Origin of the sequence: Cellulomonas sp. IC4_254 (genome assembly GCF_011603975.1) — a bacterium.
Classification (GTDB): Bacteria; Actinomycetota; Actinomycetes; order Actinomycetales; family Cellulomonadaceae; genus Cellulomonas.
In genome coordinates, this window is sequence record NZ_JAANNB010000031.1 from 1 (window position 1) to 25,662 (window position 25,662).

At 74.4% G+C, this 25,662-nt stretch carries 29 protein-coding genes and 3 tRNA genes; 16 read left to right on the forward strand and 16 right to left on the reverse strand.

From position 1 onward, the window contains the following. A partial coding sequence (locus tag G6556_RS05210) for a Pr6Pr family membrane protein (RefSeq protein ID WP_166939202.1) occupies positions 1-675 on the reverse strand: 675 nt, incomplete at its 3' end. Positions 676-686: 11 nt separating this feature from the next. Beyond that, positions 687-1,241, reverse strand: a complete 555-nt coding sequence (locus tag G6556_RS05215; RefSeq protein WP_147796132.1) for an NUDIX hydrolase family protein — start codon at positions 1,239-1,241, stop codon at positions 687-689. Between the two features lie 169 nt (positions 1,242-1,410). Here G6556_RS05215 and trxA point away from each other — a divergent pair, with 169 nt between their 5' ends. After that, a complete protein-coding gene (gene trxA, locus G6556_RS05220; RefSeq protein WP_158373898.1) occupies positions 1,411-1,782 on the forward strand; it encodes a thioredoxin in 372 nt (123 codons plus the stop codon). 69 nt (positions 1,783-1,851) lie between these two features. On the opposite strand, the gene G6556_RS20140 is transcribed toward trxA, so the two are convergent. From G6556_RS20140 to bcp, 3 genes are all read right to left on the reverse strand, one after another. Then, positions 1,852-3,426 carry a methyl-accepting chemotaxis protein gene (locus tag G6556_RS20140; protein ID WP_346774732.1) on the reverse strand — a complete coding sequence of 525 codons (1,575 nt, stop codon included), beginning with the start codon at positions 3,424-3,426 and terminating at the stop codon, positions 1,852-1,854. Positions 3,427-3,674: 248 nt separating this feature from the next. Further along, positions 3,675-3,760, reverse strand: a tRNA-Leu gene (locus G6556_RS05230). Positions 3,761-3,806: 46 nt separating this feature from the next. Next, on the reverse strand, positions 3,807-4,277 hold the full coding sequence (bcp, locus tag G6556_RS05235) for a thioredoxin-dependent thiol peroxidase (RefSeq protein WP_166939203.1): 471 nt from the start codon (positions 4,275-4,277) through the stop codon (positions 3,807-3,809). A gap of 133 nt (positions 4,278-4,410) precedes the next feature. On the opposite strand from bcp, the gene G6556_RS05240 reads away from it, so the two are divergent. The 5 genes from G6556_RS05240 (at position 4,411) to G6556_RS05260 (ending at position 7,576) form a co-directional block, all read left to right on the forward strand. Continuing rightward, the gene (locus G6556_RS05240; RefSeq protein ID WP_205693071.1) at positions 4,411-4,707 is read left to right on the forward strand and encodes a co-chaperone GroES; all 297 of its coding nucleotides are present in this window, start codon (positions 4,411-4,413) and stop codon (positions 4,705-4,707) included. Positions 4,708-4,787: 80 nt separating this feature from the next. Continuing rightward, positions 4,788-5,108, forward strand: coding sequence for a hypothetical protein (locus G6556_RS05245; protein WP_166939207.1), 321 nt, complete (start codon positions 4,788-4,790; stop codon positions 5,106-5,108). Between the two features lie 78 nt (positions 5,109-5,186). Further along, positions 5,187-5,259, forward strand: a tRNA-Lys gene (locus tag G6556_RS05250). A gap of 199 nt (positions 5,260-5,458) precedes the next feature. Then, a complete protein-coding gene (locus G6556_RS05255) occupies positions 5,459-5,830 on the forward strand; it encodes an STAS domain-containing protein (RefSeq protein ID WP_166939208.1) in 372 nt (123 codons plus the stop codon). A gap of 123 nt (positions 5,831-5,953) precedes the next feature. Beyond that, positions 5,954-7,576 (forward strand): methyl-accepting chemotaxis protein, encoded by a 1,623-nt coding sequence (locus G6556_RS05260; RefSeq protein WP_166939210.1) that lies wholly within the window; start codon positions 5,954-5,956, stop codon positions 7,574-7,576. Between the two features lie 3 nt (positions 7,577-7,579). Here the strand turns inward: G6556_RS05260 and G6556_RS05265 are convergent, their stop codons facing one another. Next, positions 7,580-7,792: a hypothetical protein gene (locus tag G6556_RS05265; RefSeq protein ID WP_166939212.1), complete on the reverse strand. Its 213-nt coding sequence runs from the start codon at positions 7,790-7,792 to the stop codon at positions 7,580-7,582. Positions 7,793-8,020: 228 nt separating this feature from the next. On the opposite strand from G6556_RS05265, the gene G6556_RS05270 reads away from it, so the two are divergent. After that, complete coding sequence (locus tag G6556_RS05270) at positions 8,021-9,535, forward strand: NAD(P)/FAD-dependent oxidoreductase (protein WP_166939214.1); 1,515 nt, start codon at positions 8,021-8,023, stop codon at positions 9,533-9,535. A gap of 91 nt (positions 9,536-9,626) precedes the next feature. Here the strand turns inward: G6556_RS05270 and G6556_RS05275 are convergent, their stop codons facing one another. From G6556_RS05275 to G6556_RS05285, 3 genes are all read right to left on the reverse strand, one after another. Next, a complete protein-coding gene (locus G6556_RS05275) occupies positions 9,627-10,628 on the reverse strand; it encodes a glycine betaine ABC transporter substrate-binding protein (protein ID WP_166939215.1) in 1,002 nt (333 codons plus the stop codon). Between the two features lie 196 nt (positions 10,629-10,824). Continuing rightward, the gene (locus G6556_RS05280; RefSeq protein ID WP_166939219.1) at positions 10,825-11,556 is read right to left on the reverse strand and encodes an ABC transporter permease; all 732 of its coding nucleotides are present in this window, start codon (positions 11,554-11,556) and stop codon (positions 10,825-10,827) included. A 3-nt stretch (positions 11,557-11,559) separates the two neighbouring features. After that, entirely contained in the window at positions 11,560-12,204 is a 645-nt protein-coding gene (locus G6556_RS05285) for an ABC transporter permease subunit (RefSeq protein ID WP_240933727.1), read from the reverse strand. Between the two features lie 154 nt (positions 12,205-12,358). Between G6556_RS05285 and G6556_RS05290 the strand changes: the two genes are divergently transcribed. Beyond that, positions 12,359-13,408, forward strand: a complete 1,050-nt coding sequence (locus G6556_RS05290) for an ATP-binding cassette domain-containing protein (RefSeq protein ID WP_166939223.1) — start codon at positions 12,359-12,361, stop codon at positions 13,406-13,408. A 10-nt stretch (positions 13,409-13,418) separates the two neighbouring features. Next, positions 13,419-14,336: a hypothetical protein gene (locus tag G6556_RS05295; protein WP_346774733.1), complete on the forward strand. Its 918-nt coding sequence runs from the start codon at positions 13,419-13,421 to the stop codon at positions 14,334-14,336. 81 nt (positions 14,337-14,417) lie between these two features. Here the strand turns inward: G6556_RS05295 and G6556_RS05300 are convergent. The 5 genes from G6556_RS05300 to G6556_RS05320 form a co-directional block, all read right to left on the reverse strand. Beyond that, positions 14,418-14,493: transfer RNA gene (locus tag G6556_RS05300), tRNA-His, on the reverse strand. 54 nt (positions 14,494-14,547) lie between these two features. Continuing rightward, positions 14,548-15,201, reverse strand: a complete 654-nt coding sequence (gene orn / locus G6556_RS05305) for an oligoribonuclease (protein WP_166939250.1) — start codon at positions 15,199-15,201, stop codon at positions 14,548-14,550. Positions 15,202-15,313: 112 nt separating this feature from the next. Beyond that, the gene (locus G6556_RS05310) at positions 15,314-15,517 is read right to left on the reverse strand and encodes a hypothetical protein (protein WP_166939225.1); all 204 of its coding nucleotides are present in this window, start codon (positions 15,515-15,517) and stop codon (positions 15,314-15,316) included. 194 nt (positions 15,518-15,711) lie between these two features. Next, positions 15,712-16,425, reverse strand: a complete 714-nt coding sequence (locus G6556_RS05315) for a dienelactone hydrolase family protein (protein WP_166939226.1) — start codon at positions 16,423-16,425, stop codon at positions 15,712-15,714. Between the two features lie 2 nt (positions 16,426-16,427). Next, positions 16,428-17,045 (reverse strand): NAD(P)-binding domain-containing protein, encoded by a 618-nt coding sequence (locus G6556_RS05320; protein WP_166939228.1) that lies wholly within the window; start codon positions 17,043-17,045, stop codon positions 16,428-16,430. A 103-nt stretch (positions 17,046-17,148) separates the two neighbouring features. Here G6556_RS05320 and G6556_RS05325 point away from each other — a divergent pair, with 103 nt between their 5' ends. Next, on the forward strand, positions 17,149-17,673 hold the full coding sequence (locus tag G6556_RS05325) for a MarR family transcriptional regulator (RefSeq protein ID WP_166939230.1): 525 nt from the start codon (positions 17,149-17,151) through the stop codon (positions 17,671-17,673). A gap of 46 nt (positions 17,674-17,719) precedes the next feature. Here the strand turns inward: G6556_RS05325 and G6556_RS05330 are convergent, their stop codons facing one another. Together G6556_RS05330 and G6556_RS05335 are read right to left on the reverse strand one after the other, a co-directional pair. Further along, positions 17,720-18,136 (reverse strand): PGPGW domain-containing protein, encoded by a 417-nt coding sequence (locus G6556_RS05330; protein ID WP_166939232.1) that lies wholly within the window; start codon positions 18,134-18,136, stop codon positions 17,720-17,722. 73 nt (positions 18,137-18,209) lie between these two features. Further along, the gene (locus G6556_RS05335; RefSeq protein ID WP_166939234.1) at positions 18,210-18,848 is read right to left on the reverse strand and encodes a TetR/AcrR family transcriptional regulator; all 639 of its coding nucleotides are present in this window, start codon (positions 18,846-18,848) and stop codon (positions 18,210-18,212) included. A 217-nt stretch (positions 18,849-19,065) separates the two neighbouring features. Between G6556_RS05335 and G6556_RS05340 the strand changes: the two genes are divergently transcribed. The 6 genes from G6556_RS05340 to G6556_RS05365 all read left to right on the forward strand — a co-directional run. Further along, positions 19,066-20,739, forward strand: a complete 1,674-nt coding sequence (locus G6556_RS05340) for an ABC transporter substrate-binding protein (protein ID WP_166939236.1) — start codon at positions 19,066-19,068, stop codon at positions 20,737-20,739. 62 nt (positions 20,740-20,801) lie between these two features. Further along, on the forward strand, positions 20,802-21,623 hold the full coding sequence (locus G6556_RS05345; protein ID WP_166939238.1) for an ABC transporter ATP-binding protein: 822 nt from the start codon (positions 20,802-20,804) through the stop codon (positions 21,621-21,623). After that, complete coding sequence (locus tag G6556_RS05350) at positions 21,620-22,420, forward strand: ATP-binding cassette domain-containing protein (protein WP_166939239.1); 801 nt, start codon at positions 21,620-21,622, stop codon at positions 22,418-22,420. The genes G6556_RS05345 and G6556_RS05350 overlap by 4 nt, the downstream gene beginning before the upstream one ends. Further along, on the forward strand, positions 22,417-23,484 hold the full coding sequence (locus G6556_RS05355) for an ABC transporter permease (RefSeq protein ID WP_166939241.1): 1,068 nt from the start codon (positions 22,417-22,419) through the stop codon (positions 23,482-23,484). Before G6556_RS05350 ends, G6556_RS05355 begins: the two co-directional genes overlap by 4 nt. Position 23,485: 1 nt before the next feature. After that, positions 23,486-24,460: an ABC transporter permease gene (locus tag G6556_RS05360; protein WP_166939243.1), complete on the forward strand. Its 975-nt coding sequence runs from the start codon at positions 23,486-23,488 to the stop codon at positions 24,458-24,460. Beyond that, positions 24,460-25,662 (forward strand): glycoside hydrolase family 3 protein (locus G6556_RS05365; protein WP_166939245.1); only part of this gene is annotated, 1,203 nt, incomplete at its 3' end. The genes G6556_RS05360 and G6556_RS05365, both read left to right, overlap by 1 nt.

A 25,662-nucleotide genomic window follows, 5' to 3' on the forward strand; every position in this document is an offset into this window, starting at 1 on the left:
GACGCGCTCCAGGAGGCGGACCAGGACCGCGAGCACCAGGAAGCCGATCGCGACCACCGCGGTGTTCCGGGCCGCCGTCACCAGGCCCAGGGCGCCGGCGTCGAGGAACGGGTACGGGTACCAGCCCGTCGCCGTCCCGCGCGCGAACGTGTACGCGATCCACGCCAGCGGGTAGAGCACCGACCAGGCGACGGTCGCGCCGCCGAACCGCGGGCGCGGGCCGACCAGCAGCCACACCACCCAGGTGCCGATCGGTGCCACGGTGTGCAGCAGGAAGTTCGCCAGGTCGCCCGACGGGGTGAGGTCGACGCCCGCGTCGGCGAGGACAGTGTGGTAGACCACGCCGGTCACGGCGATGCAGAGCAGCGCGTCCAGGTGCAGCACGGCCATGACCCGGCCGGCCCGCGCCGGGCGCGCCGCCAGCAACGCCGAGGCGACCAGGACCAGCAGGTTCGACTGGATGGTGAAGTACGAGAACAGCCGGACCAGCCGCTCGGTCGTGGTGCCGGCGTCGCCGGGCCCCTCGCTGAGCGCCCGGGACACCTCGAGCGCGACGCCCCCGGCCGCCGCCAGCGCGACCAGCGCGTGCAGCACGCGGGCCGCCAGGAGCCGCGAGCCGCCGGACCCCGCGCCGCCCGGCGCGTCCGGGACCCGCGCCCCGGCCTCCGCGGTCACCGTGGGCCGCCTCAGGGCATCCGGCCGACGTGCGCCATCGCCTGGCGCAGCAGCAGGCCCTGCCCGCCGTTCATCTCGACCTGCACCTGCTCGCTGCACGCCTCCTCCGGGGTCAGCCAGGCGAGGTCGAGCGCGTCCTGCTGCGGCCGGCAGTCACCGGTCACCGGCACGACGTACGCCAGGGACACCGCGTGCTGCCGCGGGTCGTGGTACGGCGTGACGCCCGGGGTCGGGAAGTACTCGGCGACCGTGAACGGCTGCGGCGTCGGCGGGACCTGCGGCAGCGCGACCGGGCCGAGGTCTTTCTCGATATGCCGGAGCAGCGCGTCGCGGACCCGCTCGTGGTACATCACGCGGCCGGAGACCAGCGCGCGGGACATCACGCCCTCGGGGGTGACCCGCAGCAGCAGGCCGACGGCGACCACGTCGCCGGAGTCGTCCACCCGCACCGGGACGGCGTCGACGTAGAGCAGGGGGAGCGAGCGGCGCGCCGCCGCGATACCCTCGGGACTCAGCCACCCGGAGGGGCGCTCGGGCTCGCGGGGCAGGTCAGCCGTGTCGGTCACCCGGCTAGTTGTACCCCGGGCCGGGGCCCGGGGACAGCCCGACGCGCGGTGCGGTCCGCCACGCGGGCGACGGCGTCGCGGACCCGGCGGGCGGGGCCGACCCGGCGTGGGAATACTGGACGGGGTACGGGCGCTCTACTGGCGTCACATCGACAACAGGAGGCGACTGATGGCAACGACCGAGCTGACGGCCGACACCATCCAGAAGACCATCACCGAGAACGACATCGTGCTCGTGGACTTCTGGGCGGACTGGTGCGGGCCGTGCAAGCGCTTCGGACCGATCTTCGAGCAGTCGTCGGAGACGCACACCGACGTCGTGCACGCGAAGGTGGACACCGAGGCGGAGCAGCAGCTGGCGGCCGAGCTGCAGATCACGTCGATCCCGACCCTGATGGCCTTCCGCGAGGGCATCCTCGTGTTCAACCAGGCGGGTGCCCTCCCGGCGCCGGCGCTGGAGCAGGTGGTCGACGCGGTCAAGGCGCTGGACATGGACGACGTCCGCGCGCAGATCGCCGCGGCCGGGGCGGCGCAGAGCTGACCCGGGCCCGACGCAGCCGACGACGCCCCCGCACGCGAGCAGCGTGCGGGGGCGTCGTCGCGTCCGGGCTCAGTGCCGGAACTGCGCCACCCGGGTGCGCAGGTCGTCGGCCATCCGCGCCAGCTCGGCGATCGACTCGCCCATCCGCCCGAGCTCCTCGGTGCTGCCCGCGGAGGCGTCCGCGACGCCGGTGATGGTGGCGGCGATCTCGCCCGACCCCGCCGCGGCGTCGCCGACCGAGCGGCTGATCTCGGTCGTCGTGGCGGTCTGCTCCTCGACGGCCGACGCGATGGTCGTCTGGTAGTCGTCGATCCGGGCGATGATCGAGCCGATCTCGCCGATGGCGGCGACGGCGCCCTCGGTGTCGGCCTGGATCGTCTCGACCCGGCGCGCGATGTCCTCGGTCGCCTTGGCGGTCTCCTGCGCGAGCTCCTTGACCTCGCCGGCCACGACCGCGAAGCCCTTGCCGGCCTCGCCGGCGCGCGCGGCCTCGATGGTCGCGTTCAGCGCGAGCAGGTTCGTCTGCTCGGCGATGCTCGTGATGACCTTGACGACGTTGCCGATCTCCTGCGAGGACGTGCCCAGGCGGGTCACCTGCTCGTTGGTGCGCGCGGCGGCCTCGGTGGCCTTGCCGGCGACCGCCGCCGCCTCGGCGGCGTTCCGGGCGATCTCCCGGATGCTCGCGCCCATCTGCTCGGCGCCCGCCGCGACCGTGTGCACGTCCCGGTTGACCTGCTCGGCGGCGCCGGCGACGACGACGGCCTGCTCGGAGGTGCGGTCGGCCCCGGAGACCACCTGGCCCGCGGATCGCTCCAGCCGGCCCGCGGCCTCCGCGACGGTCCGGGCGGTGCCGTCGATGCCGGACACGGTGTCGCGGAGCGCCGCGGTGGCGCGGTCCAGCGCGGCTGCGGTCCGACCGATCTCGTCGGCGCCCGTCACCCCGCTGCGGACGGTCAGGTCGCCGCCGGCGAGGGCCTGCGCGGCGTCCGCCACCCGGTCGAGCCGCCGGCTCAGGCGGCGCGCGACGACCACGCCGGCCACGGCGGGGACGACGGCCGCGACGCCGAGGGCGACGAACTCCAGGAGGACGCTGCGGTCGCCGGCGGCGGTGGCCTCGTGCGCCGCGGCGGCCGCGGCCTCGGTCTGGGCCTCGATGAGCGTGTCGACGCGGGCCGCGGCGCCCCGGGCCGCGGTGTCCGCACCCTCGCTCGAGCCGACCAGGTCCTGGTAGGTCGTGAGCGCGGTGCGGACGTCCGCGGCGGCGGTCGCCAGGTCGTCCGACAGCGTCGTGGTGGCGGCGTAGTCGTCGAGGGCGGCCAGCGCCGCGCCCACCGCCTCGCCGCGGTCGTCCGCCAGGCCGTCGGCCTTGAACGGGTCGCCGGCGTCGCGCGCCGCGCGCATGTCGGTGCCGATGGACTGCGCCTCGTTGAGGTGCGAGGCCACCTGGCTGGCGAGCGCGAGGCCCCTCACGTGGTCGGAGTACATCCGCTCGGTGCGCTCGGTGCTCTGCCACAGCGTGAGGACCGAGATCCAGCCCAGCAGGCCCGTCATGGCCACCGCGGCGGACACGGTGAGCAGGATCTTGCCGGTGAACCCGAGCCCGCGGCCGTGGCGCGCGCCCGGCGCCGTCGTCGCGGTCGGCACCGCCCCGTCGTCCCGACCCGTCGCACCCCTGGTCCCGCTCATCCGTCGGCCTCTCGTCGCGCGCGGCGCGGGCGTGCCGCCCGCGCGGGACACCTGAGGGTCCCGTCTCCCCGTCGAGCGGGTGAGGCGCCGCCTGAGCGGTCGGGGGCCCGGTCACCCGGACGGGGTCGCCCGCGGCGGGCATCCGGGTGGCCGCCGTCGGCGGGCGGGTGACAGGGCGCCGGCGCGGCGTCGTGCCTGGTCGGACGTGGTGCGGGAGACGGGATTCGAACCCGCACGCCCTCTCGGGCACCAGGACCTAAACCTGGCGTGGCTGCCGTTTCACCACTCCCGCGACGCCCCGGCGGTGCCGGGGGCCGGCGTCGGCCGGGCCGGGTGCCTCAGCCGTCGATGCCGAGGTCGCGCCGCAGCTTCGCGACGTGGCCGGTGGCCTTGACGTTGTACTGCGCGAGCCGGACGGCGCCCTCGGGGTCGACGACCACCGTCGACCGGATCACCCCGGTGACGGTCTTGCCGTAGAGCGACTTCTCGCCCCACGCGCCCCAGGCCTCCAGCACCTGCTTGTCCGGGTCGGACACCAGGGGGAAGGTCAGCGCCTCCTCCTCGGCGAACCGGGCGAGCTTCTCCGGGGAGTCGGGGGAGACGCCGACGACCGCGTAGCCGTGCGCCTGGAGCGAGGCCAGCGAGTCCCGGAAGTCGCACGCCTGCTTGGTGCACCCCGGGGTGCCGGCCGCCGGGTAGAAGTACACGACGACGCCCTGGCCGCGCAGGTCCGACAGGGTCAGCGAGCCGCCGTCGGCGGTCGGCAGCGTGAAGTCCGGGGCGGTGTCGCCGACGGCGAGGCGGGGCATGGCGTCTCCTGGCTGGTGGGTGCGGCGCCCGCGCGCGGCGGGCGCCGTCAGCGTACGACGACCGGACGGTAGCGTCTGCCCCGTGAGTGCACAGCGCCCCGAGGTCCCCGCCCGGCCCGAGCTGCCCATCCGGATGCTGAACGACCGGCTGCTCGTCCAGCTGGACGCGGACGCCTCCGAGCGCCGGTCGACGGCCGGCATCGTGATCCCCGCGACCGCGGCGGTCGGCAAGCGGCTCACCTGGGGCTCGGTCGTCGCCGCCGGCCAGCACGTCCGGCAGGTGGCGGTCGGCGACCGGGTGCTGTTCGACCCGGACGAGCGGGCCGAGGTCGAGCTCGAGGCGCAGACGTACCTGCTGCTCCGGGAGAAGGACGTGCACGCCGTGGCGGAGCCGCGCGACGGCGGCCAGGGCACCGGGCTCTACCTGTAGGGACCGCTCCGCCCACCGGCGCGGGAGGCGTGTTCGCCCTCGGCGTCACGTGTTGCGCGGCCCGGTCGCGCGGTGTTCCCATGAGCGCAGGAACGACCCCGGGGGTGGCCGCGATGGACGACGAGACGCAGACCGCCGTGCAGGACGAGCGCGGAGCAGGGAGCGACGCCACGGGCGTCGTCATGGATCTCCTGGCCGAGCACGTGCCGCTCACGCTGCTGGCCGACCTGGCCGCGGCCGAGCCGCGCTCCGACGCCATCCTCGCCGCCGAGGGGCTGCCCGAGGACGCCTGGTGGGAGGGCGATGAGGCGCCGGACGGCGAGGCCCCGGTGGCGGGGTCGCGGGCCGAGGACGACGTCCCGGTCGACCCGGACGCGGCCGCCGACCCGCACCCGGCGTGACGTCCGCCACGTCGGCCCTCTGAGCGGGGGATCCGATTAGCGTCCGGCGCCACCGGGCTGCTAACGTTTGTCCTCGTTGCGCCATTAGCTCAATTGGCAGAGCAGCTGACTCTTAATCAGCGGGTTCGGGGTTCGAGTCCCTGATGGCGCACTCCGGGAGGCCCCCGACCAGCGGCAACGCTGGTCGGGGGCCTTCGTCGTCCCCGGGTGCGATGCCGCCGCGGGGGACGTCCGGCGGCGGCCGACCGCGGTCCGCCACAGCGCCGCCGACCGCCGCCGGTCGCAATCCCGCCGCGCCCCGGTGCGCCGTCGTGCGCCCGCGCGGCCCTGGCGGCACGCATACTGGACGGGTGCCTCAGACCGCTGCCGCCGGCCCCACCCCGCCGCTCCCCGAGCGCGGGCACGTCTGGCTCGACGACGCGGACCCGACGCTGCTGCGGATGCGCGGCGAGGTCGACGTGGCCGTGGTCGAGGAGCTCCGCGACGGGCTGGGCGCCGAGAGCGCGCGCGGCACGGACCTCGCCCTCGTGCTGCCGCAGGTGCGCGTGGTCGACATGTCCGAGGTGACGTTCGCGGACTCCTCGGCGGTCGGGCTGCTGGCCGGGCTCGTGATGGCGCTCCAGCCCGCCGGCGAGCGGCTGGTCGTCCGGGGGATCGGCCCGGCCGTGGAGACGCTGCTCGAGGTGACGGGGCTGCGGCCCCACCTCGCCGTCGAGGGCTGAGCCGGGCACGGACAAAGGTCCTACCTTTCACCCGTGGGTGCGCTCACCCACGGCGCTCGCCGTCCGATCGGTTCGGTGGGCCGGGTCGAGGCCCGCCCCCCACCGACGGACGGAGTCCTCCGCATGCCCGCCACCGCCGCGCCCGCCGCACCCGCCACCCCCGGCCGCCGGGGCCGCCGGCTCGTGTCCGACGCCCCGGTGGGCGCCCGGATCGGCGCGGTGCTCGGCCTGCTCGCCGTCGCGGTCGGCGTGGTCGCGGGGCTCGGCATCGCCCGCCTCGGCGGCCTCGAGCAGTCGATCGACCGGCTGGGCCGCGAGGCGATCGAGCCGCAGACGTACCTGGTGAACACCCAGCGCTGGTTCCAGGCCAGCCGCGCCCGCGTGCTGGAGTACGGCATGGTCGCCCCGGAGGACCGCGCGGGGATCGTCGAGGACCGTGCCGGGTTCGACGCGGACGCGCTGCAGAACGTGGCGGACTACGAGCCGTACGTGCTGGACGAGACCGCGTACGCCGCGCTGCAGGACGCCTACGGCCGCTACCAGGCCGCCGCGGACGCCATCGAGCCGCTGGCCGACGAGAGCGCGACGGCGTACCACGACGCGTACGCGGACCAGGTGCGCGGCGTCACGACGGAGATCGGCGACGCGCTGCAGGCGCTGACGGACTCGGTGTCCGCGCAGGCGGCGCAGGGCGTCGCGGACGCCGCGGCCGACGCCCGCGCGGCGACGGTGCAGATGATCGCGGTCGGCGCGGTCGGCGTGCTGCTGGCGGCCGGGCTCGGCGTGCTGCTGGTGCGCCGCATCGTCCGGGACCTGGCCACCGTCCAGCGCACCGTGCAGAGCATCGGTGACGGCGACCTCACGGTGTCGGTCCCGCTCGACTCCCGCGACGAGCTCGGCCGGATGGCGGGCTCGCTGAACGAGGCGCAGGGGTCGCTGCGCTCCCTGATGAGCGGCGTCGTGCACACGGCGCAGACCGTCGCCGCCGCGGCCGAGGAGCTGTCCGCCGCGTCCCAGCAGGTGGTCGCGGGGTCGGACGAGACGAGCGCGCAGGCGGGCGTGGTCGCGGCGGCCGCGGAGCAGGTGTCGCGGAACGTGCAGACGGTGGCGGCGGGTGCCGAGCAGATGGGTGCCTCGATCCGGGAGATCGCGCAGAACGCCTCGCAGGCGGCGAGGGTCGCCGGTCAGGCCACCGACGCGGCGGCGGTGACCAACGAGCAGGTCGCGCGCCTGGGCACGTCGTCGCAGGAGATCGGCAACGTCGTCAAGGTCATCACGAGCATCGCCGAGCAGACGAACCTGCTCGCGCTGAACGCGACCATCGAGGCCGCGCGCGCCGGGGAGGCGGGCAAGGGGTTCGCGGTCGTGGCCGGGGAGGTCAAGGAGCTGGCGCAGGAGACGGCCAAGGCGACCGAGGACATCGCGCGCCGGGTCGAGGCGATCCAGGCGGACACCAGCGGGGCGGTCGGGGCGATCGGGGAGATCAGCCACATCATCGCGAGCATCAACGACTACCAGCTGACCATCGCCAGCGCGGTGGAGGAGCAGACCGCGACCACCACGGAGATGTCCCGCTCGGTCGCCGAGGCCGCGACCGGCTCGGGCGAGATCGCCACGAACATCACCGGCGTGGCCTCGGCCGCGATCCAGTCGTCCCAGACCCTCAACCAGATGGGCTCGGCCGTCGCGGAGCTCGCCCGGATGTCGGAGGACCTGCGCGGCCAGGTGTCGCGGTTCCGGTACTGACGGTCAGTCGGCCTGCGCCCTGCGGCGGGCGGCGGCGCGCGCCCGGACCACGTCGGCGATCTGCTGGGCCTGGCCGCTGACCAGGCGGCGGAGGTCGTCGTACCGGCGGTCGACCTCGGCGTCCGTGGCGGCGCCGTCGCGCGCGGCGATCCAGGCACGCTTCGCGGCGCGGATGTCGCCGTCCGTGATCTCCACGCGCCAGGGGTCCTCGTTCATAAGGACAAGGTCCCACCGCGTTCCGCGAAAAGACGGCCCGCAGCGGACTTTCACCCGCTGCCGGGCCCCGTCGACACCTCAATTCACCTGATAGCCGGTCGATCGCGCGCATCCTTCAAGTGCCGCTGGAGTGAGGCGCGCGGGCGTGGCCCGACCTGCCGGAACCGCCCCGCCGGGCCACGATGGTGCCACCGCGGACCGCGGCACCCGGAGGAACGGAGCGACGACATGACCGAGCGCACCCTGCAGACGGACGGGGAGGACGCGCCGCGCGAGACCGTGACGTACGACGTGGTGGTGCTGGGCGCCGGCGCGGTGGGGGAGAACGCCGCGGACCGGGCCGGGCGGCTCGGGCTGTCCGTGCTGGTGGTCGAGCACGAGCTCGTCGGCGGCGAGTGCTCCTACTGGGCGTGCATGCCGTCCAAGGCCCTGCTGCGGCCGGGCGCCGTGCTCGCCGCGGCGCGCGCCGTGCCCGGTGCCGCGGAGCTGGTGCAGGGCACCCTGGACCCCGCCGCGGTGCTGGCCCGCCGCGACGAGTTCACCTCGCACTGGGACGACCACGGGCAGGTCGAGTGGCTGGACTCCGCCGGCATCGCGCTGCTGCGCGGCACCGCGCGGTTCACCGGCCCCAAGGAGCTGCTCGTCGAGTCCGACGAGGGCGGCACCCGGGTGATCGCCCGGCACGCCGTGGTCGTCGCCACCGGCAGCGAGCCGACGGTCCCCGGCATCCCGGGGCTCGCCGAGGCGCAGCCGTGGACCTCGCGGGAGGCGACGGCGGTCAAGGACGTGCCGGCGAGCCTGGTGGTGCTCGGCGGCGGCGTCGTCGGCGTCGAGATGGCCGTCGCGTACCGGGACCTCGGCGCCGAGGTGACCCTCCTCGTGCGCGGCGAGCGCCTGCTGGACAAGGCGGAGCCGTTCGCCGCCGAGGAGGTCGCCGCGGGCCTGCGCGACCTCGGCGTCGACCTGCGGTTCGGGACGAGCGCGACCCGGGTCGACCGCGACGAGCGCGGCGTGCACCTGACGGTCGAGGGCCCGCAGGGCACCGACGAGCTGCACGCGGACGAGGTGCTCGTCGCCACCGGCCGCCGGCCGCGCACCGCCGACCTCGGCCTCGACGTCCTCGGGCTGGAGCCCGGCGCGCCGGTGGCCGTCGACGACGCGCTGCAGGCGACCGGGGTGGCGGACGGCTGGCTGTTCGCCGTGGGCGACGTCACCGGCCGCACCGCGACCACGCACCAGGGCAAGTACGACGCCCGCGTGGTCGGCGACGTGGTGGCGGCCCGGTTCTCGGTGTCGTCCGCAGAGCCGGGGGAGGGCGCCGCCGAGGCGGTCGCCGCCGAGCGGGACGCCGGCGCGTTCAGCCGGTACCGGGCGTCCGCCGACCACGTCGCGGTGCCGCAGGTGGTGTTCACCCGGCCCGAGGTCGCGTGGGTCGGCCGGACCGAGCAGGAGGCGCGCGACGCCGGCCTGCGGGTGCGGGCGGTGTCCTACCCGATCGGGTCCGTGGCGGGCGCGTCCGTGTCGGCCGACGGCTACGCCGGCACGGCGCAGGTGGTGCTCGACGAGGACCGCGGCGTCCTCGTGGGCGCGACGTTCACCGGCCCGGACGCGGCGGAGCTGCTGCAGGCGGCGACGATCGCCGTCACGGGGGAGGTCCCGCTCGACCGGCTGTGGCACGCGGTGCCGGCGTACCCGACCGTCAGCGAGGTGTGGCTGCGGCTGCTGGAGACGGCCGGGCTCTGAGGCGCGGCGCCCCGGCGGGGCACGACGAGAGGGGCGGGACCGGTGGTCCCGCCCCTCTCGTCGTGGGTGCTGCGTGGGTGGTGCGGTGCGGTCAGCTCGCGAGCGAGCCGTCGCTCGACAGGACCAGGCCGATCGAGGCCTCGCCCTGGCGCACGGCGTCGCCGATCAGGCCGAAGTCGTACGACGCGAACTCGCTGACGGTGATGCCGTAGGTGTCCTCGAGGCCGATCTGGCAGAACGGCCGCTCCGGGCACTCCGCCGGACCCGCGAGGACGACGCCGCCCGAGCACGCCTCGGCGAGGTCGGACAGCGTGGTCACGCCGTGCTCGTCGGCGAACTCCGACGTCACCGCGAACGCGTTCTGGTCCTGCGCCTCGGACACCGCGCCGAAGGTCAGGCCCGCGGCCGTGCCGAGCTCGGTGAGCGCCGCCACGGTGTCGTCCGGGTCGCCGCTCGCGACGGGCTCCGCGTCCGCGCCGTTCGCCGAGGTGTTGAGGAACTCGGCCAGGGTCGCGGCGTACTCCGGCGTGAGCGTGATCTGCCCGCTCTGCAGGGCCGGGAGGTAGGTCTCGCGGTTGCCGATCGTCTGGACCTCCGCGGTGTAGCCCGCGGAGCGCAGCACGTCGGCGTAGATCTCGGACAGCGTGGCGCTCTCCGAGAAGTTCGCGGCGCCGATGACGACGCTCTTGCCGCTGCCGGCGGTCGCGTCGGTCGCGGCCAGGCCCTCGTCCTCGACGAACGCCTGGGCCGCCTCGGTCGAGGTCTGCCGGTCGATGTCGACGGCCTTGTTCAGCTGGATCAGCTTGTCGGTGTCGAGCGCCGCGGACACGGTGTCCAGCAGCGGGATCAGGGCCGGGTCGGCCTGGGCCGCCGCCGCGTTCACCGCGGGGATGACGTTGTCGGCGTTCTGCAGGCCCTTGTCGTCCTCGAGCACGACCAGCTGGTCGCCCGCGACCGGCTCGCAGACGGTGCCGCCCGAGCCGCTCGCCGAGGTCTCGGCGGTACCGCCGCCGGAGCCCGGGTCGCCGCAGGCGGCGAGGAGCAGGAGCAGGCCGGCCGCGGCGGCGGGAAGTGTGGTGCGACGTGCGTTCATGTGCGGGTCCTCTGGTCTCGGGTGGGCACACGGTGTTCGGTGCGGGCGGCGCCGCGGACGGGTCGATCCGGGGATGAGGCCGGGTCGGGCCGGTCGGCGCGGATGGGCATCGGGCGGGACGTCGGGTGGCCGTCGATCATTCGACCGGGGCCGCCCGGGGTGCGGCAACCGCTGGGTGCGGTCGTCGCGGTCACGATCAGGTCACGGTCTGCGGGGCGGGGTCGGCGGCGGTGCGGGCGGCGGCGCGCCGGCGGCGGCGGCCGGTGGTGGCGCGCATCGGCGCCGGGGTCAGCGCGTGCTGCACCGCGGCGAGGACGCCCTCGACCACGAGGCAGAGCCCGGCGACGAGCAGGGCGCCCGCGACGACCTGCCCGTACCGCTGCAGCGCCATGCCCTGCACGATGATCGACCCGAGGCTGCTGCCGCCGACGAGCGCCGCGAGCGGCACGGTGGCGAGCACCTGGGTCGTGGCGGTGCGCAGCCCCGCGCCGACCAGCGGCAGCGCCAGCGGCAGCTCCACGAGGGCGAGCGAGCGGCCGCCCGACATCCCCACGCCGCGCGCCGCGTTCCGGACGTCGGCGTCGACCTCCATGAGCCCGGTGAAGGTGTTGCTCAGGATGGGCGGCACCGCGAACACCGCGACCGCGAGGACCGTCGCCGTCGCCCCGAACAGCCCGGTCGAGGCGAAGATCGTCAGCAGGGCGAACGTCGGCAGCGCGCGGGAGGTGTTGGCCGCGACCACGGTGACCACGCCGCCGCGGCGCCGGTGGCCGAGCCACACGCCGAGCGGCAGCGCCAGCAGCGCGGCGAGCAGGACGGCGAGCGCGCTGATCCGCAGGTGCTCGGCGCCCAGCGCGAGCACGCCGTCGCGCCCGGTCCAGTTGAGCGGGTCGTTCAGCCAGGCGAAGGCCTCCTGCAGCACGTCCACGGCTCAGGCCTCCCGTCCGCGCCGGGCCCACGGGGTCACCGCGCGGCCGATCAGCCACAGCAGCAGGTCGAGCACCAGCGCCAGGGCGAGGCACAGGAGCGTCGCCGTGAGGATCTCCGCGTGGTACTTGTTGTTCCGGAAGCCCCGGAACATCAGCTGCCCGAGCCCGCCGTAGCCGACGACCACGCCGACGGTCACGAGCGCCACCGTGGTCACGGTCGCGAGCCGGACGCCGGCGATGATCGCGGGCACGGCGTTGGGCAGCTCGACGGTCAGCAGCATGCGCAGCCGGCCGTAGCCGAGCCCGCGGGCCGCGTCCCGGACGCTCTCGTCCACCCCGCCGAGCCCGACCAGCACGTTCCGCACCAGCACGAGCAGCGCGTACACCACCAGGCCGATGAGCACGGGCGTGCGCCCGATGCCGGTCCACGGCACCAGGACGGTGAACAGGGCGAGCGACGGGATCGTGTACAGCACGCTGCTGGTGCCGACGATCGGCGCGGCCAGCCGCGGGCGCAGGTGCGCGAGCATCCCGAGCGGCACGGCGATCGCGCAGGCGATGAGCACGGCCTGCACGGTCAGCCCCGCGTGCTGCTCGAGCGCGCGGGAGATGTCGCCCCAGTTGCGCTGGACGTAGTCCCAGGACAGCCAGGGGTTCGCCGCGGGGTCACCGGAGGCCGCCGTCAGCGAGGCGGCGGTCGTCCCCGTGGTCTCGAGGCTGGTCACCGGCCAGACGCTACCGGGCACCCCCGACACGTGCCCGGCCGGGCACCTGTCGGCGGCCGCGGGTACGGTCGTCGGCATGGCCACCGCGATCGCGTTCGACCACGTCCGCAAGGCGTACGCCGACGGCACCGTCGCGGTCGGCGACCTGTCGCTGGACGTGCGGGAGCACGAGCTGCTCGCGCTCGTCGGGCCGTCCGGCTGCGGCAAGTCGACCACCCTGCGGATGGCCAACCGCCTGGTCGAGCCGACGTCGGGCCGGATCTTCCTCGACGGCGACGACGTCACCGACGTGGACGCGGTCGCCCTGCGCCGCCGGATCGGCTACGTGATCCAGAACGTCGGCCTGTTCCCGCACCGCACGGTCGAGCAGAACGTCGGCACCGTGCCGCGGCTGCTCGGCTGGGACCGGCGCCGGACCCGCACCCGCACGGCGGAGCTGCTGGAGCTGGTCGGCCTCGCGCCGGACCGGTACGCCCGCCGCTACCCGCACGAGCTGTCCGGCGGCGAGCGGCAGCGCGTCGGCGTGGCCCGCGCGCTCGCGACGGACCCGCCCGTGCTGCTCATGGACGAGCCGTTCGGCGCGGTCGACCCCGTCGGGCGCCGGCGCCTGCAGTCGGAGTTCCGCCGGATCAAGGACGAGCTCGGCACCACCGTGGTGCTCGTCACGCACGACGTCGACGAGGCCGTGCGGCTGGCGGACCGCGTGGCCGTGCTCAGCCGCGGCGGCCACCTGGAGCAGCTGTCCGACCCGGTCCGGCTGCTCGCGGCCCCGGCGAGCCCGGCCGTCGCGGACCTGGTCGGCACCGGCGCGGCCGTCCGCCTGCTGGCGCTGGGTCGCGTGGAGCGGCGCGACCTCGGCCCGGTCGCCGGCGCCGGGGCCACCTCCGCGAACGGCCAGGCCCGCGCGGAGGTGCTCCGGGTGGGCGACCCGCTCGACGCCGCGTTCGCCGCCCTGGCCGCCGAGCCGACCGGCCGCGTGCCGGTGCACGAGGGGGACCAGGTGGTCGGCGAGCTCGACGCGCCCGGCGTCCTCGCGGCCCTGCACCGCCTGGTCGACGGTGCCCAGGACGCCGTCCCGAGCCACCCGGAGCAGCAGCCCGAGCCGTCCGCCGGAGCGCGTGGGTAGTCTGCCCAGGGTGACCACTCGCATCGCCCTCGCCACCTGCGCCGCCCTGCCGGACCTCGACCCCGACGACGCGCCGCTCGTGACGGCGCTGCGGGACCGCGGCCTGGAGGTCGAGTCGCCCGTCTGGAACGCCGCCGACGTCGACTGGTCGTCCTACGACGCCGTCGTCGTCCGGTCGACCTGGGACTACACCGAGCACCCGCGCGACTTCCGCTGGTGGACCCAGCGGGTCGCCCAGGCCTCGCGGCTGATCAACCCGGCCCAGGTCCTCACCTGGAACATCGACAAGATCTACCAGCGCGCGCTGGAGGCCGCCGGCCTGCCGATCGTGCCGACGATCTGGATGGACCCGGCCCGCAACTTCAACGCCCGCGCGATCCACACCCGGTTCCCGGCGTTCGGCGATTTCGTGATCAAGCCCACGATCAGCGCCGGCTCCCGCGACACCGGCCGCTACGCCGCAGACGAGACGCCCTCCCGCGCGCTCGCCATCCAGCACGTGAAGCACCTGCTGGACGACGGCCGGCACGTCATGGTGCAGCGCTACCTCAAGCAGGTCGACACCGTCGGCGAGACCGCGCTGGTCTACTTCGACGGGCAGCTGTCGCACGCCGTGCGCAAGGCGCCGCTGCTGGAGGGCCCGTACCGCGCGGGGGACACCGACGGCGTCCTCTACAAGGAGGAGGTCATGACCCCGCGCGACGCCTCCGAGGCCGAGCTCGCCCTCGGGCAGCGGGTCGTGGACGCGCTGCCGCAGCTCATCCAGGGCGTCGAGCAGCCGCTCGCGTACACCCGGGTCGACCTCATCCCGGACGACGAGGGCAACCCGGTCGTCCTGGAGCTCGAGCTCATCGAGCCGAGCTTCTTCTTCGGGCAGGCGCCGGAGGCGGTCGACCGCTTCGCCGACGCGATCACCCGCCGCCTCTGACCGCGCGTCGGCCCCGCTGCACGGGCGCCGGGGCGGCAACGGCGAAGGGCGCCGCTCCCGGGGGAGCGGCGCCCTTCGCGCTGGGGTGGCTAACGGGACTTGAACCCGCGACCTCCTGGACCACAACCAGGCGCTCTACCACCTGAGCTATAGCCACCACGACCCCGGAGCACCGGGGCCGTCGACAAGCATACCGGGTCCGGAGGGGTCCTCAGGACGTCGCGGTCGAGCCGCGGTGCGCGGCGGCCACCGAGGTCGCCTGGATCTGCGCCGCGACGGCCTTCGCGGCCTTGGAGTCGGGGCCGGGCTGCGGCACCAGCAGCGCCGCGCGGTAGTACCGCAGCTCGTCGATGCTCTCCAGGATGTCGGCGAGGGCGCGGTGCCCGCCGTGCTTCTGCGGGGAGGAGAAGTACACCCGCGGGTACCAGCGGCGGGCGAGCTCCTTGATGGAGGAGACGTCGATCACGCGGTAGTGCAGGTGGCCGATCAGCTCGGGCATGTCGCGGTCGAGGAACACCTTGTCGGTGCCGACCGAGTTGCCCGCCAGCGGGGCCTTGCCGGCCTCGGGCACGTGCTCGCGGACGTACGCGAGCACCTGCGCCTGCGCGTCCTCGAGCGTGGTGCCGGTGGCGAGCGCGTCGAGCAGCCCAGAGCTGGTGTGCATGTCCCGGACGAAGTCGCCCATCTGCGCCAGCGCCTCCGCGGGGGGCGCGATGACGACGTCGACGCCCTCGCCGAGGACGTTGAGCTCGGAGTCGGTGACGACGGCGGCGACCTCGACCAGCGCGTCCTGGACGTTGTCCAGGCCGGTCATCTCGCAGTCGATCCACACGATCCGGTCGGCGCTGCCGTTGCCGTTGCTCAGGGTGCTCACGTGCTCAGGGTACGGGTGAGCCCGCCGGACGGGTGTCCGACGGGCTCACCGGGGTGCGTGCGGCGCGACCGCCGCCGGTGCCGGCCACCGGGCGTGCCCGGGGTCAGCGGATGGCGGCGACCGTGGTGGTCGCCGGCAGCAGGGCCCGCAGGCGCGGCTGCCGACGCGGTTCCGGCGGTCGGCCGCGGGTCTCGGCGACCGGTCTGCGCTCGGCGCGCCGGGCGGCGTGCCGGGACAGCAGGCGGGTGGTCTCGACGCGCTCGCGGTGGTCGGCCTGGATCAGGTCGAAGGTGAGGGTGGGGTGCATGGTGGTGGGTCCTGTCCAACGTTCCGGGTGGGGCCTGGCCGGGCCCCGGGACGCACCGCGCGGTGACAGAACGTTCCCACCCGCACCCCCGGCGGGTCATGCGTTTATCGGACGCCGACTTCGGCACTCCGGTGCCGAGTTCGGCAGCTCCGGGTGCCGAACTCGGCCGCGGAGTGCCGAACTCGGGGGAGCGGTCACCCGAGCGGGAGGGTGCGGGCGAGGAAGGCCGACACGTCCGCGAGGACGCGGGCGTCGATGCCGTGGGCCAGGCCCGGGTAGGCGTGCTCCTCCGGGTCCGCGTGCTCGGCGAGCCACGCGGCGGTCCGGGTCGTGGCGGCGCGCGGGATCACCGGGTCCGCGTCGCCGTGGCCGAGCAGGACGGGCACGCGCGGGTCCCGCGCGGCCAGCAGGGCGTCGCCGGGCTCCTCGGCGTCCAGCGCGAACCCGGACAGCACGACCGCCGCCGCGAACCGGTCCGGCCGCGTGCGCAGCAGCTGCGTCACCATCAGCCCGCCCTGGGAGAACCCGAGCAGGGCGACGGGCCGGCGGGCCGCGCGGGGGTCGCCGTCCAGCCAGGCCAGCAGCGCGGTGGCGCCGTCCCGGACGCGCTCCGGCTCCGGGCGGCCCGGGGTCGCGACGGGCGCCCAGGCGAACCCGGGGCCGCCGGTCAGCGGGCCGCGCGGCGCGGCGAGCGCGAGCCCGCCGGGCAGGTGCGGGGCGAGGCCGAGCAGGTCGCCCTCGTGAGAGCCGTAGCCGTGCAGCAGCACGAGCAGCGGGGCGGTCGGCCCCGGAGGCGCGCCCGGGGTCGCCGCCCACCGGACGGCCGCGCCGTCGACGACCGGCGCGACGGCGCGCGGCTCACCCGCGGACCCGGCGCCCGACCCGTCGGCCGGCGCCCCGCCCCGCACGCTCAGCGCTCCAGCGCGAAGCCGGACGTCCAGGACGTCTGCTCGCTCGCGGCGAGCGTCATCTGCAGGAAGCCGAGCGCCTCGAGCTCGCGCGCCCGCTTCAGCGACCCCGCGTCCACGGCGCGCAGGCCGCCGCCCTCGACGACCCCGGCGAGCGCGGCCTTGGCGTCCGCGTCGTCGCCCGCGATGAGCACCGTCGTCGGCAGCGCGCCCACGCTGCCGGAGGCGAGCGTCGCGGCGAAGTTCGTGCTGAACGCCTTGAGCACCCGGGCCTCGGGGAGCAGGGCGGCGAGCTCGGCGGTCGCGGACCAGCCGGCGGGGACCACCAGCGAGTCGAACGTCGCGAAGTCGACGGGGTTGGTGGTCTCGACGACCACGCGGCCCGCGAACCCGTCCGGGTACTGCGCGGCCACCTCGGCGAGCGCCGGGTAGGGGAGGGCGAGCACCACGACGTCGCCGGTCACGGCGTCGCCCACGGTGCCGGCCGTCACGGCCGGGTCGACCGCCGCGGCCTTCGCGGCGTCCCGGGCGAGCACCTGCACGTCCGCGCCGGCCTTGAGCGCCAGGCGCGCCACTGCGCCGCCGATGTTGCCCGCCCCGATGATGGTCACGCTGGTCATGTCTGCTCCTCGATGGGTCGCTCCGCGGCAACCGACATGTTGTCGCTTCAACCAACGTACGACTTCCAGGTTGAAGCGTCAACCATTCGCTAGGATGTCCGGCATGACGGACGAGACCCGGTGGCTGAGCGCGCGCGAGCTGCAGGCCTGGATGCGCCTGGAGGCGGTCGCGGAGCTGCTGCCTGCCGCCCTCGACCACCAGCTGCAGCGCGACGCGGACATGTCGCACTACGACTACCTGGTGCTGGCCAAGCTGTCGGAGGCACCCGACCGCACGCTGCGGATGAGCGGGCTCGCGGCCAGCACGAACGCGACGCTGCCCCGGCTGTCGCACGTCGCCGCCCGGCTCGAGGCGCGCGGTTTCCTCACCCGCACCCGCGACGAGGGCGACCGGCGGGCGACGCTCGCCACCCTGACCGACGAGGGCTGGCGCAAGGTCGTCGCGACGGCGCCGTCGCACGTGGGGGAGGTGCGCCGGCTCGTGGTGGACCGGCTGACCCCGGAGCAGGTCGAGCAGCTCGACGCGATCGCGCTCGCGGTGCTCGGCGCGCTGGACCCGGAGAACCGGCTCCAGGCGCAGAACCCCGTCGTCGACCCGTCGGACGCCTGCGGCAACGAGGCCGGCTGACCCCCGCTGCACGCCCTGAGGGCCGCGAGCCGCGGCGGGCCTCGGGTCAGGCTGCGGGCGTGCCGCGGCCGGCGGCGCGGCGGTCCGCCGCGCGGCGGGCGCGGCGCTCGCGGAACGCGTGCCAGTACCGCAGCACCAGCGCCTTGAGCCGGTGGTTGAACCGCTGGATCACGGCGAACTCGGTCCCGAGGATGCCGAGCCCGAGGAAGATCGCCAGCCAGCCCGGCCCGGGCAGCACGAGCATCGCGATGCCCGCGAGCACCACGGTCGCGCCGACCACGGTCACCACGACCTTGTAGGTCAGCCGCAGCCACGGCCGGCTGTCGAGCCCTGCGCGCAGCCGGGCCAGGGCGCGGTGCGCGCCGGTGTCGGTGCGCTCGCCCGCGGCGATCTCGGCGGCGAGGCCCTCGGCCGGCGCGGGGCCCGGGGCGGGGCCGGTGCCGGCGGGGGTCGGTGACGTCATGCCAGCAGAGACGACCGGGCCGCCCGGTTTGTTCCCGACGCCACGGGTGAGGTGCGCGGTCGCGACGCGGGCGTCACGCGGGGTCGAGCGGCGACGGCCGCGGGTCCAGCACCGCCGAGACCAGCGCCTCGATGGCGAACGCGCTCGCCTCGGCCAGCTCGACGTCGTCCCGCGCGAGCAGCCACTGCACCTGGAGGCCGTCCATCACGGCGAGGATCGACGCGGCGGCGCGGTCGACCGTCGCCGGCACGGTGATCCCGCGCTCGGCGCAGACGTCCTCGAACGCGTCGCGCAGGTCCTGGCGCAGCGTGCGGTAGCGCTCCTCGAAGTACGCCCGCCCCGGGTGCCCCTCGGTCACCGACTCCGCGGACAGCACCGCGTAGGCCTGGACGATGCCGTGCCGGCTCTCGTTGGCGAACGCGGTCCGGACCAGGTGCCGGAACCGGTCCATCCCGTCCGGCATCCGCTGGTCCTGCAGCCCCTCGACGTCGGTGCGGTCGCGGAACTTGAGCACCTCGACGAGGAGCTGGTCCTTGGACCCGAAGTGGTGCAGGATCCCGGCGTGCGTCATGCCGACCTGGTCGGCGATCTCGGTGAGCGGGCCCCGGTTGTACCCCTTGGAGCCGAAGGTGGCGGTGGCGGCGCGCAGGATCTCGGTGCGCTTGGCCAGGGTCTCCGGCCGGGCCCGCGGGACGCGCCTCGTCGTGCTCATCCGTTCCTCGCATCCTCGTGTCGCGCCCCTCGACGCGCCGCCAACCCTAGTGGCGCCGACCGCGGCGGCAGCCCCCGGGTCACGACTTGGTCACGGCTCGGGCCGAGGGCTGGAAACAACTTACTGACAGTGTAGTAACGTGCGGCCAGCGCGACCGCGACGACGCGGCGTGACCTCAGAGATGTCCGAGCGGGCGTCTCGTTTCGAAGGAGAAACCATGAGGGTGAAGTTCCCGGCGATCGCGCTCGGCGTGGCCGCCGCGCTGGCGCTGACCGGCTGCTCCGGCGACGCGGGGGGCGGCGAGAGCAGCTCGTCCGGCGGGGGCGGTGCCGCCCTCACCATCGCGAAGCCGGACGGCGCCATCACGACCGAGTCGAACAACCCGTTCCTGGCGGACAGCTCGGCAAGCATGTACGGCTACCGCTACGCCATGTTCGAGACGATGGCGCTGGTCAACACCGCCGACTCGAGCGTCGTCACCCCGCGCCTGGCCTCGGAGCTGGAGTGGAACGCGGACTACACCGAGCTCACGGTCACGGCCCGCGACGGGGTGACCTGGCAGGACGGCGAGCCGTTCACCATCGACGACATCGTCAGCACCTTCGACATGTACCTCGACGGCCGGCTCACCGACACCGCCGCGCTCGACTACCTGGGCGCCGACGTCGACGGGGACTCCGCGACGCTGAAGTTCGGCAACTCCAAGTTCGTCAAGCGCAGCACGGTGCTGCACGTCCCGATCGTGCCGAAGCACATCTGGGACACCCTGGACGACCCCTCGACCGCGGCGCTGACCGGCGAGGGCGAGGCCATCGGGACCGGCCCGTACGTGCTGTCGAGCTGGTCGACCGAGTCGGTGACGCTCACGGCCAACCCGGACTACTGGGACGGCGACCTGGCGGTCCCCGAGCTGCACTACGTGTCCTACGGCGACAACTCCGCGCTGGCCACCGCGCTGTCCACCGGCGAGGCGGACTGGGCCCAGGCGTTCCTGCCGCAGATCCAGGAGACCTTCCTCGACAAGGACCCGGCCAACCGCTACCTGGTGACCCCGACCGCCGGCGCGGGGACGCTGTTCCTCAACCTGACGCGCAAGCCGTTCGACGACCCGGCGCTGCGCCAGGCGCTCGCGTGGGCCGTCGACCGCGACGCCTACGTCGAGATCGCCCGGGAGGGGGCCTCGGCCGTCGTGGACTCGGTGACCGGCCTCGGCCCGTCGCTGGAGCAGGACGTCGTCGACGAGTTCGCGGACGAGACCTACGAGGTCGACCTCGACAAGGCGGAGTCCATCCTCACGGACGCGGGCTACACGGGCGTCGGCGACGCGCTCGTGGACCCGGACGGCGAGCCGGTGACCTTCGCGATCTCCGTCCCGGCCGGCTGGACCGACTGGAACACCGAGCAGGCGCTGCTCTCCGAGCAGATGAAGGAGCTCGGCATCGAGGTCACGATCGAGCAGCCGGACTGGGGCGGCTGGGACGAGGCCCGGAAGACCGGTGACTTCGACGCGATCATCCACTGGCTCGACGGCGAGGGCGCCTGGGGCGTCTACGACTCGATCATGGGCACCCGCTGGATCACGACCGACGACGCCGGTGTCGAGCGGGCCGACTTCAACTTCGGGCGGTACAGCAACCCCGAGGTCGACGCCGCGCTGAACACCTACGCGAGCACGGACAACGACGCCGACCGCGCCGCCGCCATGACGACGCTGCAGGAGGCGTTCGTGCGCGACGTCCCGGCGATCCCGCTGGGCTCGCACCCGCTGCTGGGCCTGTTCAACGAGCGGAGCTACACCGGCTGGCCGAGCGAGGAGGACATGTACGCCTCGGCGGACCCGACCCAGGCCGAGGTCGCCCTCGTCCTGAGCACCCTCGAGCCCGTCGAGTGACCGGCGTGCCAGGGGCGGCGCACGCCGCCGCCCCTGGCACCTCTCGCAAGGAGACCCCCCAGATGAACGAACCCCTCCTGTCGGTCCGGGACTTCTCGGTCCGGTACGAGACCGCCGCGCCCGTGGACGCGGTCCGGGACGTGTCCCTCACCGTCCACCGGGGCGAGGTGCTCGGGCTGGCCGGCGAGTCCGGGTGCGGCAAGACCACCCTCGCCTACGGCGTGCAGCGCCTGCTCAAGCCCCCGGCGGTCATCCCCGGCGGGTCGGTCACCTGGCACGACGCCGACGGCACCGACGTCGACCTGCTCGCCCTGAGCGCCGACGCGCTGCGGGCGTTCCGCTGGGACAAGATCTCCATGGTGTTCCAGGGCGCGATGAGCGCGCTGAACCCGGTGGCGACCGTCGGCGCCCAGCTCGCCGACGTCTTCGAGGTGCACCGGCCGGGGATGTCCCGGGCCGAGCGCACCGCCGCGGTCGTCGAGCTGCTCGAGATCGTCAAGGTCGGCGCGGCCCGCATCAAGAGCTACCCGCACGAGCTCTCCGGCGGGATGCGCCAGCGCATCATGATCGCGATGGCGCTCGCGCTGCGCCCGCAGCTCGTGGTCATGGACGAGCCCACGACGGCGCTGGACGTGCTGGTGCAGCGCGAGATCCTGCGGGAGATCACCGGCCTGCGCGAGGCGTTCGGGTTCTCGGTCGTCTTCATCACCCACGACCTGCCGCTGCTGCTGGAGATCTCCGACCGCATCGCGATCATGCGCGCCGGGCGGATCGTCGAGATCGACACCGCGCCGAACATCTGGTTCCGACCGCAGCACGAGTACACCCGGACCCTGCTGTCGTCCTTCCCCCGCCTGACGGCCGAGCGGCAGGTGACCCGATGACCTCGATCGACGTCCAGGGCGTCTCCAAGACCTACCGCGTCCGCGGCGCCGGGGCGATCAACGCCCTGGAGGACGTGTCGTTCACGCTGTCGAGCGGCCAGACCATCGGCATGGTGGGCCAGTCCGGCTCCGGCAAGTCGACCGTCGCCAAGATCCTCACCCAGATGGAGCGGCCCACCAGCGGGCAGGTGCTGCTCGACGGCCGGCCGGTCCCGACCCGGGGCGCGGCGCTGCGCGCCTACCGCCAGCGGCTGCGGATGGTCTTCCAGGACCCGTTCTCCTCCCTCAACCCGTACCACTCGATCCGGCACCACATCGAGCGCCCGCTCGTGCTCTCCGGGGTCGTGCCGGCCGACGAGGTCGACGCCGAGGTGCACCGCCTGCTGGACAAGGTCCAGCTCGACGCGGGGGCCGTCGTCGACCGCCGGCCCCACGAGCTGTCCGGCGGCCAGCGGCAGCGGGTCGCCATCGCCCGGGCGCTGGCCCCGCGCCCCGCCCTGCTCGTCGCGGACGAGCCGGTCTCGATGCTCGACGTGTCCCTGCGGATGGGGGTGCTCTCGCTGCTGTCCGACATCCAGGCCCAGGACGGCCTCGGGGTGCTCTACATCACCCACGACCTCGCCACGGCCCGGTACTTCTCGGACGAGATCATCGTGCTCAACCAGGGCCGGGTCGTCGAGCACGGCTCCGCGGACGACGTCATCCTGCGCCCGCAGCACCCGTACACCCGTGAGCTCCGCGAGGCGTCCCCCGACCCCGAGCGCTTCTTCGTCGACAGCGCCGGAGGTGCGCGATGACCACGACCACCAGCCCCGTGACCGACGTGGTCGCCGACGGGACGACCGCGACCCGGGCCACGCGCGCCCGGGCGAGGGTGCCCTGGCGGTTCATCGGCCGGCGCGTCGCGTTCTACCTGTTCACCCTGTGGGCCGCGATCACCATCAACTTCTTCGTGCCCCGGCTGATGAAGGGCGACGCGGTCGACAACTACCTCGCCCGCAACCGCGGCATCTCCCCCGAGGCGGCCGACGCGCTGCGCGCCCTGCTCGGGCTGGACTCCGACCGGACCCTGCTGCAGCAGTACGGGGACTACCTGGGGATGCTGGCGCGCGGCGACCTCGGCGTCGCCCTCACGCACGGCCTGCAGCCGGTCGGTCAGGTCATCGCCGGCGCGCTGCCCTGGACCGTGGGCCTCATCGGGCTGGCGACGGTGCTCTCCTTCCTGATCGGCACCGTCGGCGGCGCGGTCGTCGGCTGGCGGCGCGGGTCGCGCCTGGACGCGCTGATCCCGGTCACGACCTTCCTGTCGACCGTCCCGTACTTCTGGATCGGGCTGATGGCGATCTCGGTGTTCGCCGTGACCCTCGGCTGGTTCCCCATCGGCAAGGCCTACGGGATCGGCACCACGCCCGGGCTGTCGCTGGAGTTCGCGGGGGAGGTGATCCGGCACGGGGCGCTGCCGCTGGCCACGATCGTCGTCGCCTCGCTCGGCGGGTGGATGCTCGGGATGCGCAACATGATGCTCACCGTCCTGGACGAGGACTACATCACCGTGGCGCAGGCCAAGGGCCTGCCGAACCGGCGGGTCCTGTGGCGGTACGCCGCGCGGAACGCCGTCCTGCCGCAGATCCAGTCGTTCGCCCTGTCGATCGGGTTCATCGTCGGCGGCGCGATCATCGTCGAGCAGGTCTTCTCCTACCCCGGCGTCGGCAAGATGCTCCTGGACGCCACGAACGCCAAGGACTACGCGCTCATGCAGGGCGGCTTCCTGGTGATCGTGCTGGCCGTCCTGATCGCCAACATCCTCGCGGACGTCGCCTACGCGGTCCTCGATCCCCGTACCCGCCAGTCGGAGGCCTGAGATGTCGACCACGCAGCTGACCCCCCTGGGGCGTGGCGCCCGGTTCGGCGCGGCGTTCGCGATGTTCCGCAACGGCAAGTCGATCACCGGCCTGTCGATCCTCGCGGTGTTCGTGCTCGTGGCGGTCTTCGCCGAGCAGCTCGCCCCGTTCTCCCCGACGCAGATCGACGCGACCGCCCGGCTGCAGCCCCCGAGCGGCACGCACTGGTTCGGCACCACCCACCTCGGCGAGGACGTGCTCAGCCAGGTCATCTACGGCACCCGCGGGGTGGTCGTCGTCGGGGCGCTCACCTCGCTCATCTCGATGGCGATCGCGATCGTCGTCGGCGTGCTGGCCGGCTACCTGCCGGGGTGGCGGTCCGAGGCGCTGTCCGCCCTGGCGAACGTCTTCCTCGTGATCCCGGGCATCCCGATCCTCATCATCATCGCCTCGCGGTTCACCAACCCGCCGCTGTGGGTGGTCGCCGCCATCCTCGGGATCCTCGGCTGGGGGTGGGGCGCGCGGGTGCTGCGGGCGCAGACGATGTCGCTGCGCAACCGCGACTTCGTCCAGGCCGCGCGGCTCAACGGCGAACCGCTGCGCCGCATCATCGGTGTCGAGATGCTGCCCAACCTCACCGCCCTGATCGCGTCGTCGTTCGTCGGCTCGGTCACCGCGGCGATCCTCGGCCTGACCACGCTGTCCTACATCGGCGTCATCCCGGTGAACGCCTACAACTGGGGCACGATCCTGAACTGGGCGTCGGCCCAGGGCGCCTTCACCCAGAACCAGTGGTGGTGGTTCCTGCCGCCCGGGCTGTGCATCGCCGCGATCGGCGTCGCCCTGGCACTGTTGAACTTCGGGATCGACGAGTACATCAACCCCCGGCTGCGCTCGGCCGGCGAGCTCGCCCGGGCCATGCGCCGCAAGGGCCTGGACACGACCGCCGGCGTCACCGCCGTCACCTCGACCACGACGCAAGGAACGACCACCTGATGAACACCACGTCTCTCGACGCCCGCTACCTCGACGCCGGCCTCCCCGTCGCCGACCGCGTGCAGGACCTGCTCGCGCGGATGACCGTCGAGGAGAAGGTCGGGCAGATGCTCCAGCTCGACGCCCGGGGCGACTACGCGGACGACATCCTGCACAAGCACGTGGGGTCGATCCTGCACGCGTCGCCCGAGCGGCTGGCGCGCGCCCACGACCTCACGGCGGAGACCCGGCTGCGCATCCCGCTGCTGGTCGGCGAGGACTGCATCCACGGGCACTCGTTCTTCGTCGGGTCGACCATCTTCCCGACCCAGCTCGGCATGGCGGCGTCCTGGGACGTCGACCTGGTCGAGCAGGTGGCCCGGGTCACCGCCCGCGAGGTCGCGACCACCGGCGTGCACTGGACGTTCAGCCCGGTGCTCTGCATCGCCCGCGACCTGCGCTGGGGCCGAGTGGACGAGACCTTCGGCGAGGACCCGTTCCTCATCGGCGAGCTCGCCTCCGCGATGGTCCGCGGCTACCAGGGCACCGGCCTGGACGACCCGACCGCGATCCTCGCCACGGCCAAGCACTTCGCCGGGTACTCCGAGACCCAGGGCGGGCGGGACGCCTCCGAGGCGGACATCTCGCGGCGCAAGCTGCGCTCGTGGTTCCTGCCGCCGTTCGAGCGGGTGGCCCGCGAGGGTTGCGCGACGTTCATGCTCGGCTACCAGACGATGGACGGCGTGCCGATCACGGTCAACGACTGGCTGCTGAACGACGTGCTCCGCGGCGAGTGGGGCTACACCGGCACCCTCATCACCGACTGGGACAACGTCGGCCGCATGGTCTGGGAGCAGAAGGTGCAGCCCGACTACGCGCACGCCGCCGCGGCCGCGGTCAAGGCCGGCAACGACATGGTGATGACGACACCGGGCTTCTTCGCCGGCGCGCTCGAGGCCATCGAGATCGGGCTGCTCGCGGAGTCCGAGCTCGACGCCGCCGTCAGCCGCATCCTCACGCTCAAGTTCCGGCTCGGGCTGTTCGAGGACCCGCGCCGGCCCTCCGCCGTGGACCAGAAGGCCGTGGTGGGCTCGGCGCCGCACACGGACCTGAACCTCGAGGTCGCCCGGCGCTCGCTCGTGCTGCTGCGCAACTCGGGCGTGCTGCCGCTCGCCGGCGGCTTCGCGGGCGTGCCGGGGGCGGCGGCGCGGGCGGCCGAGGGC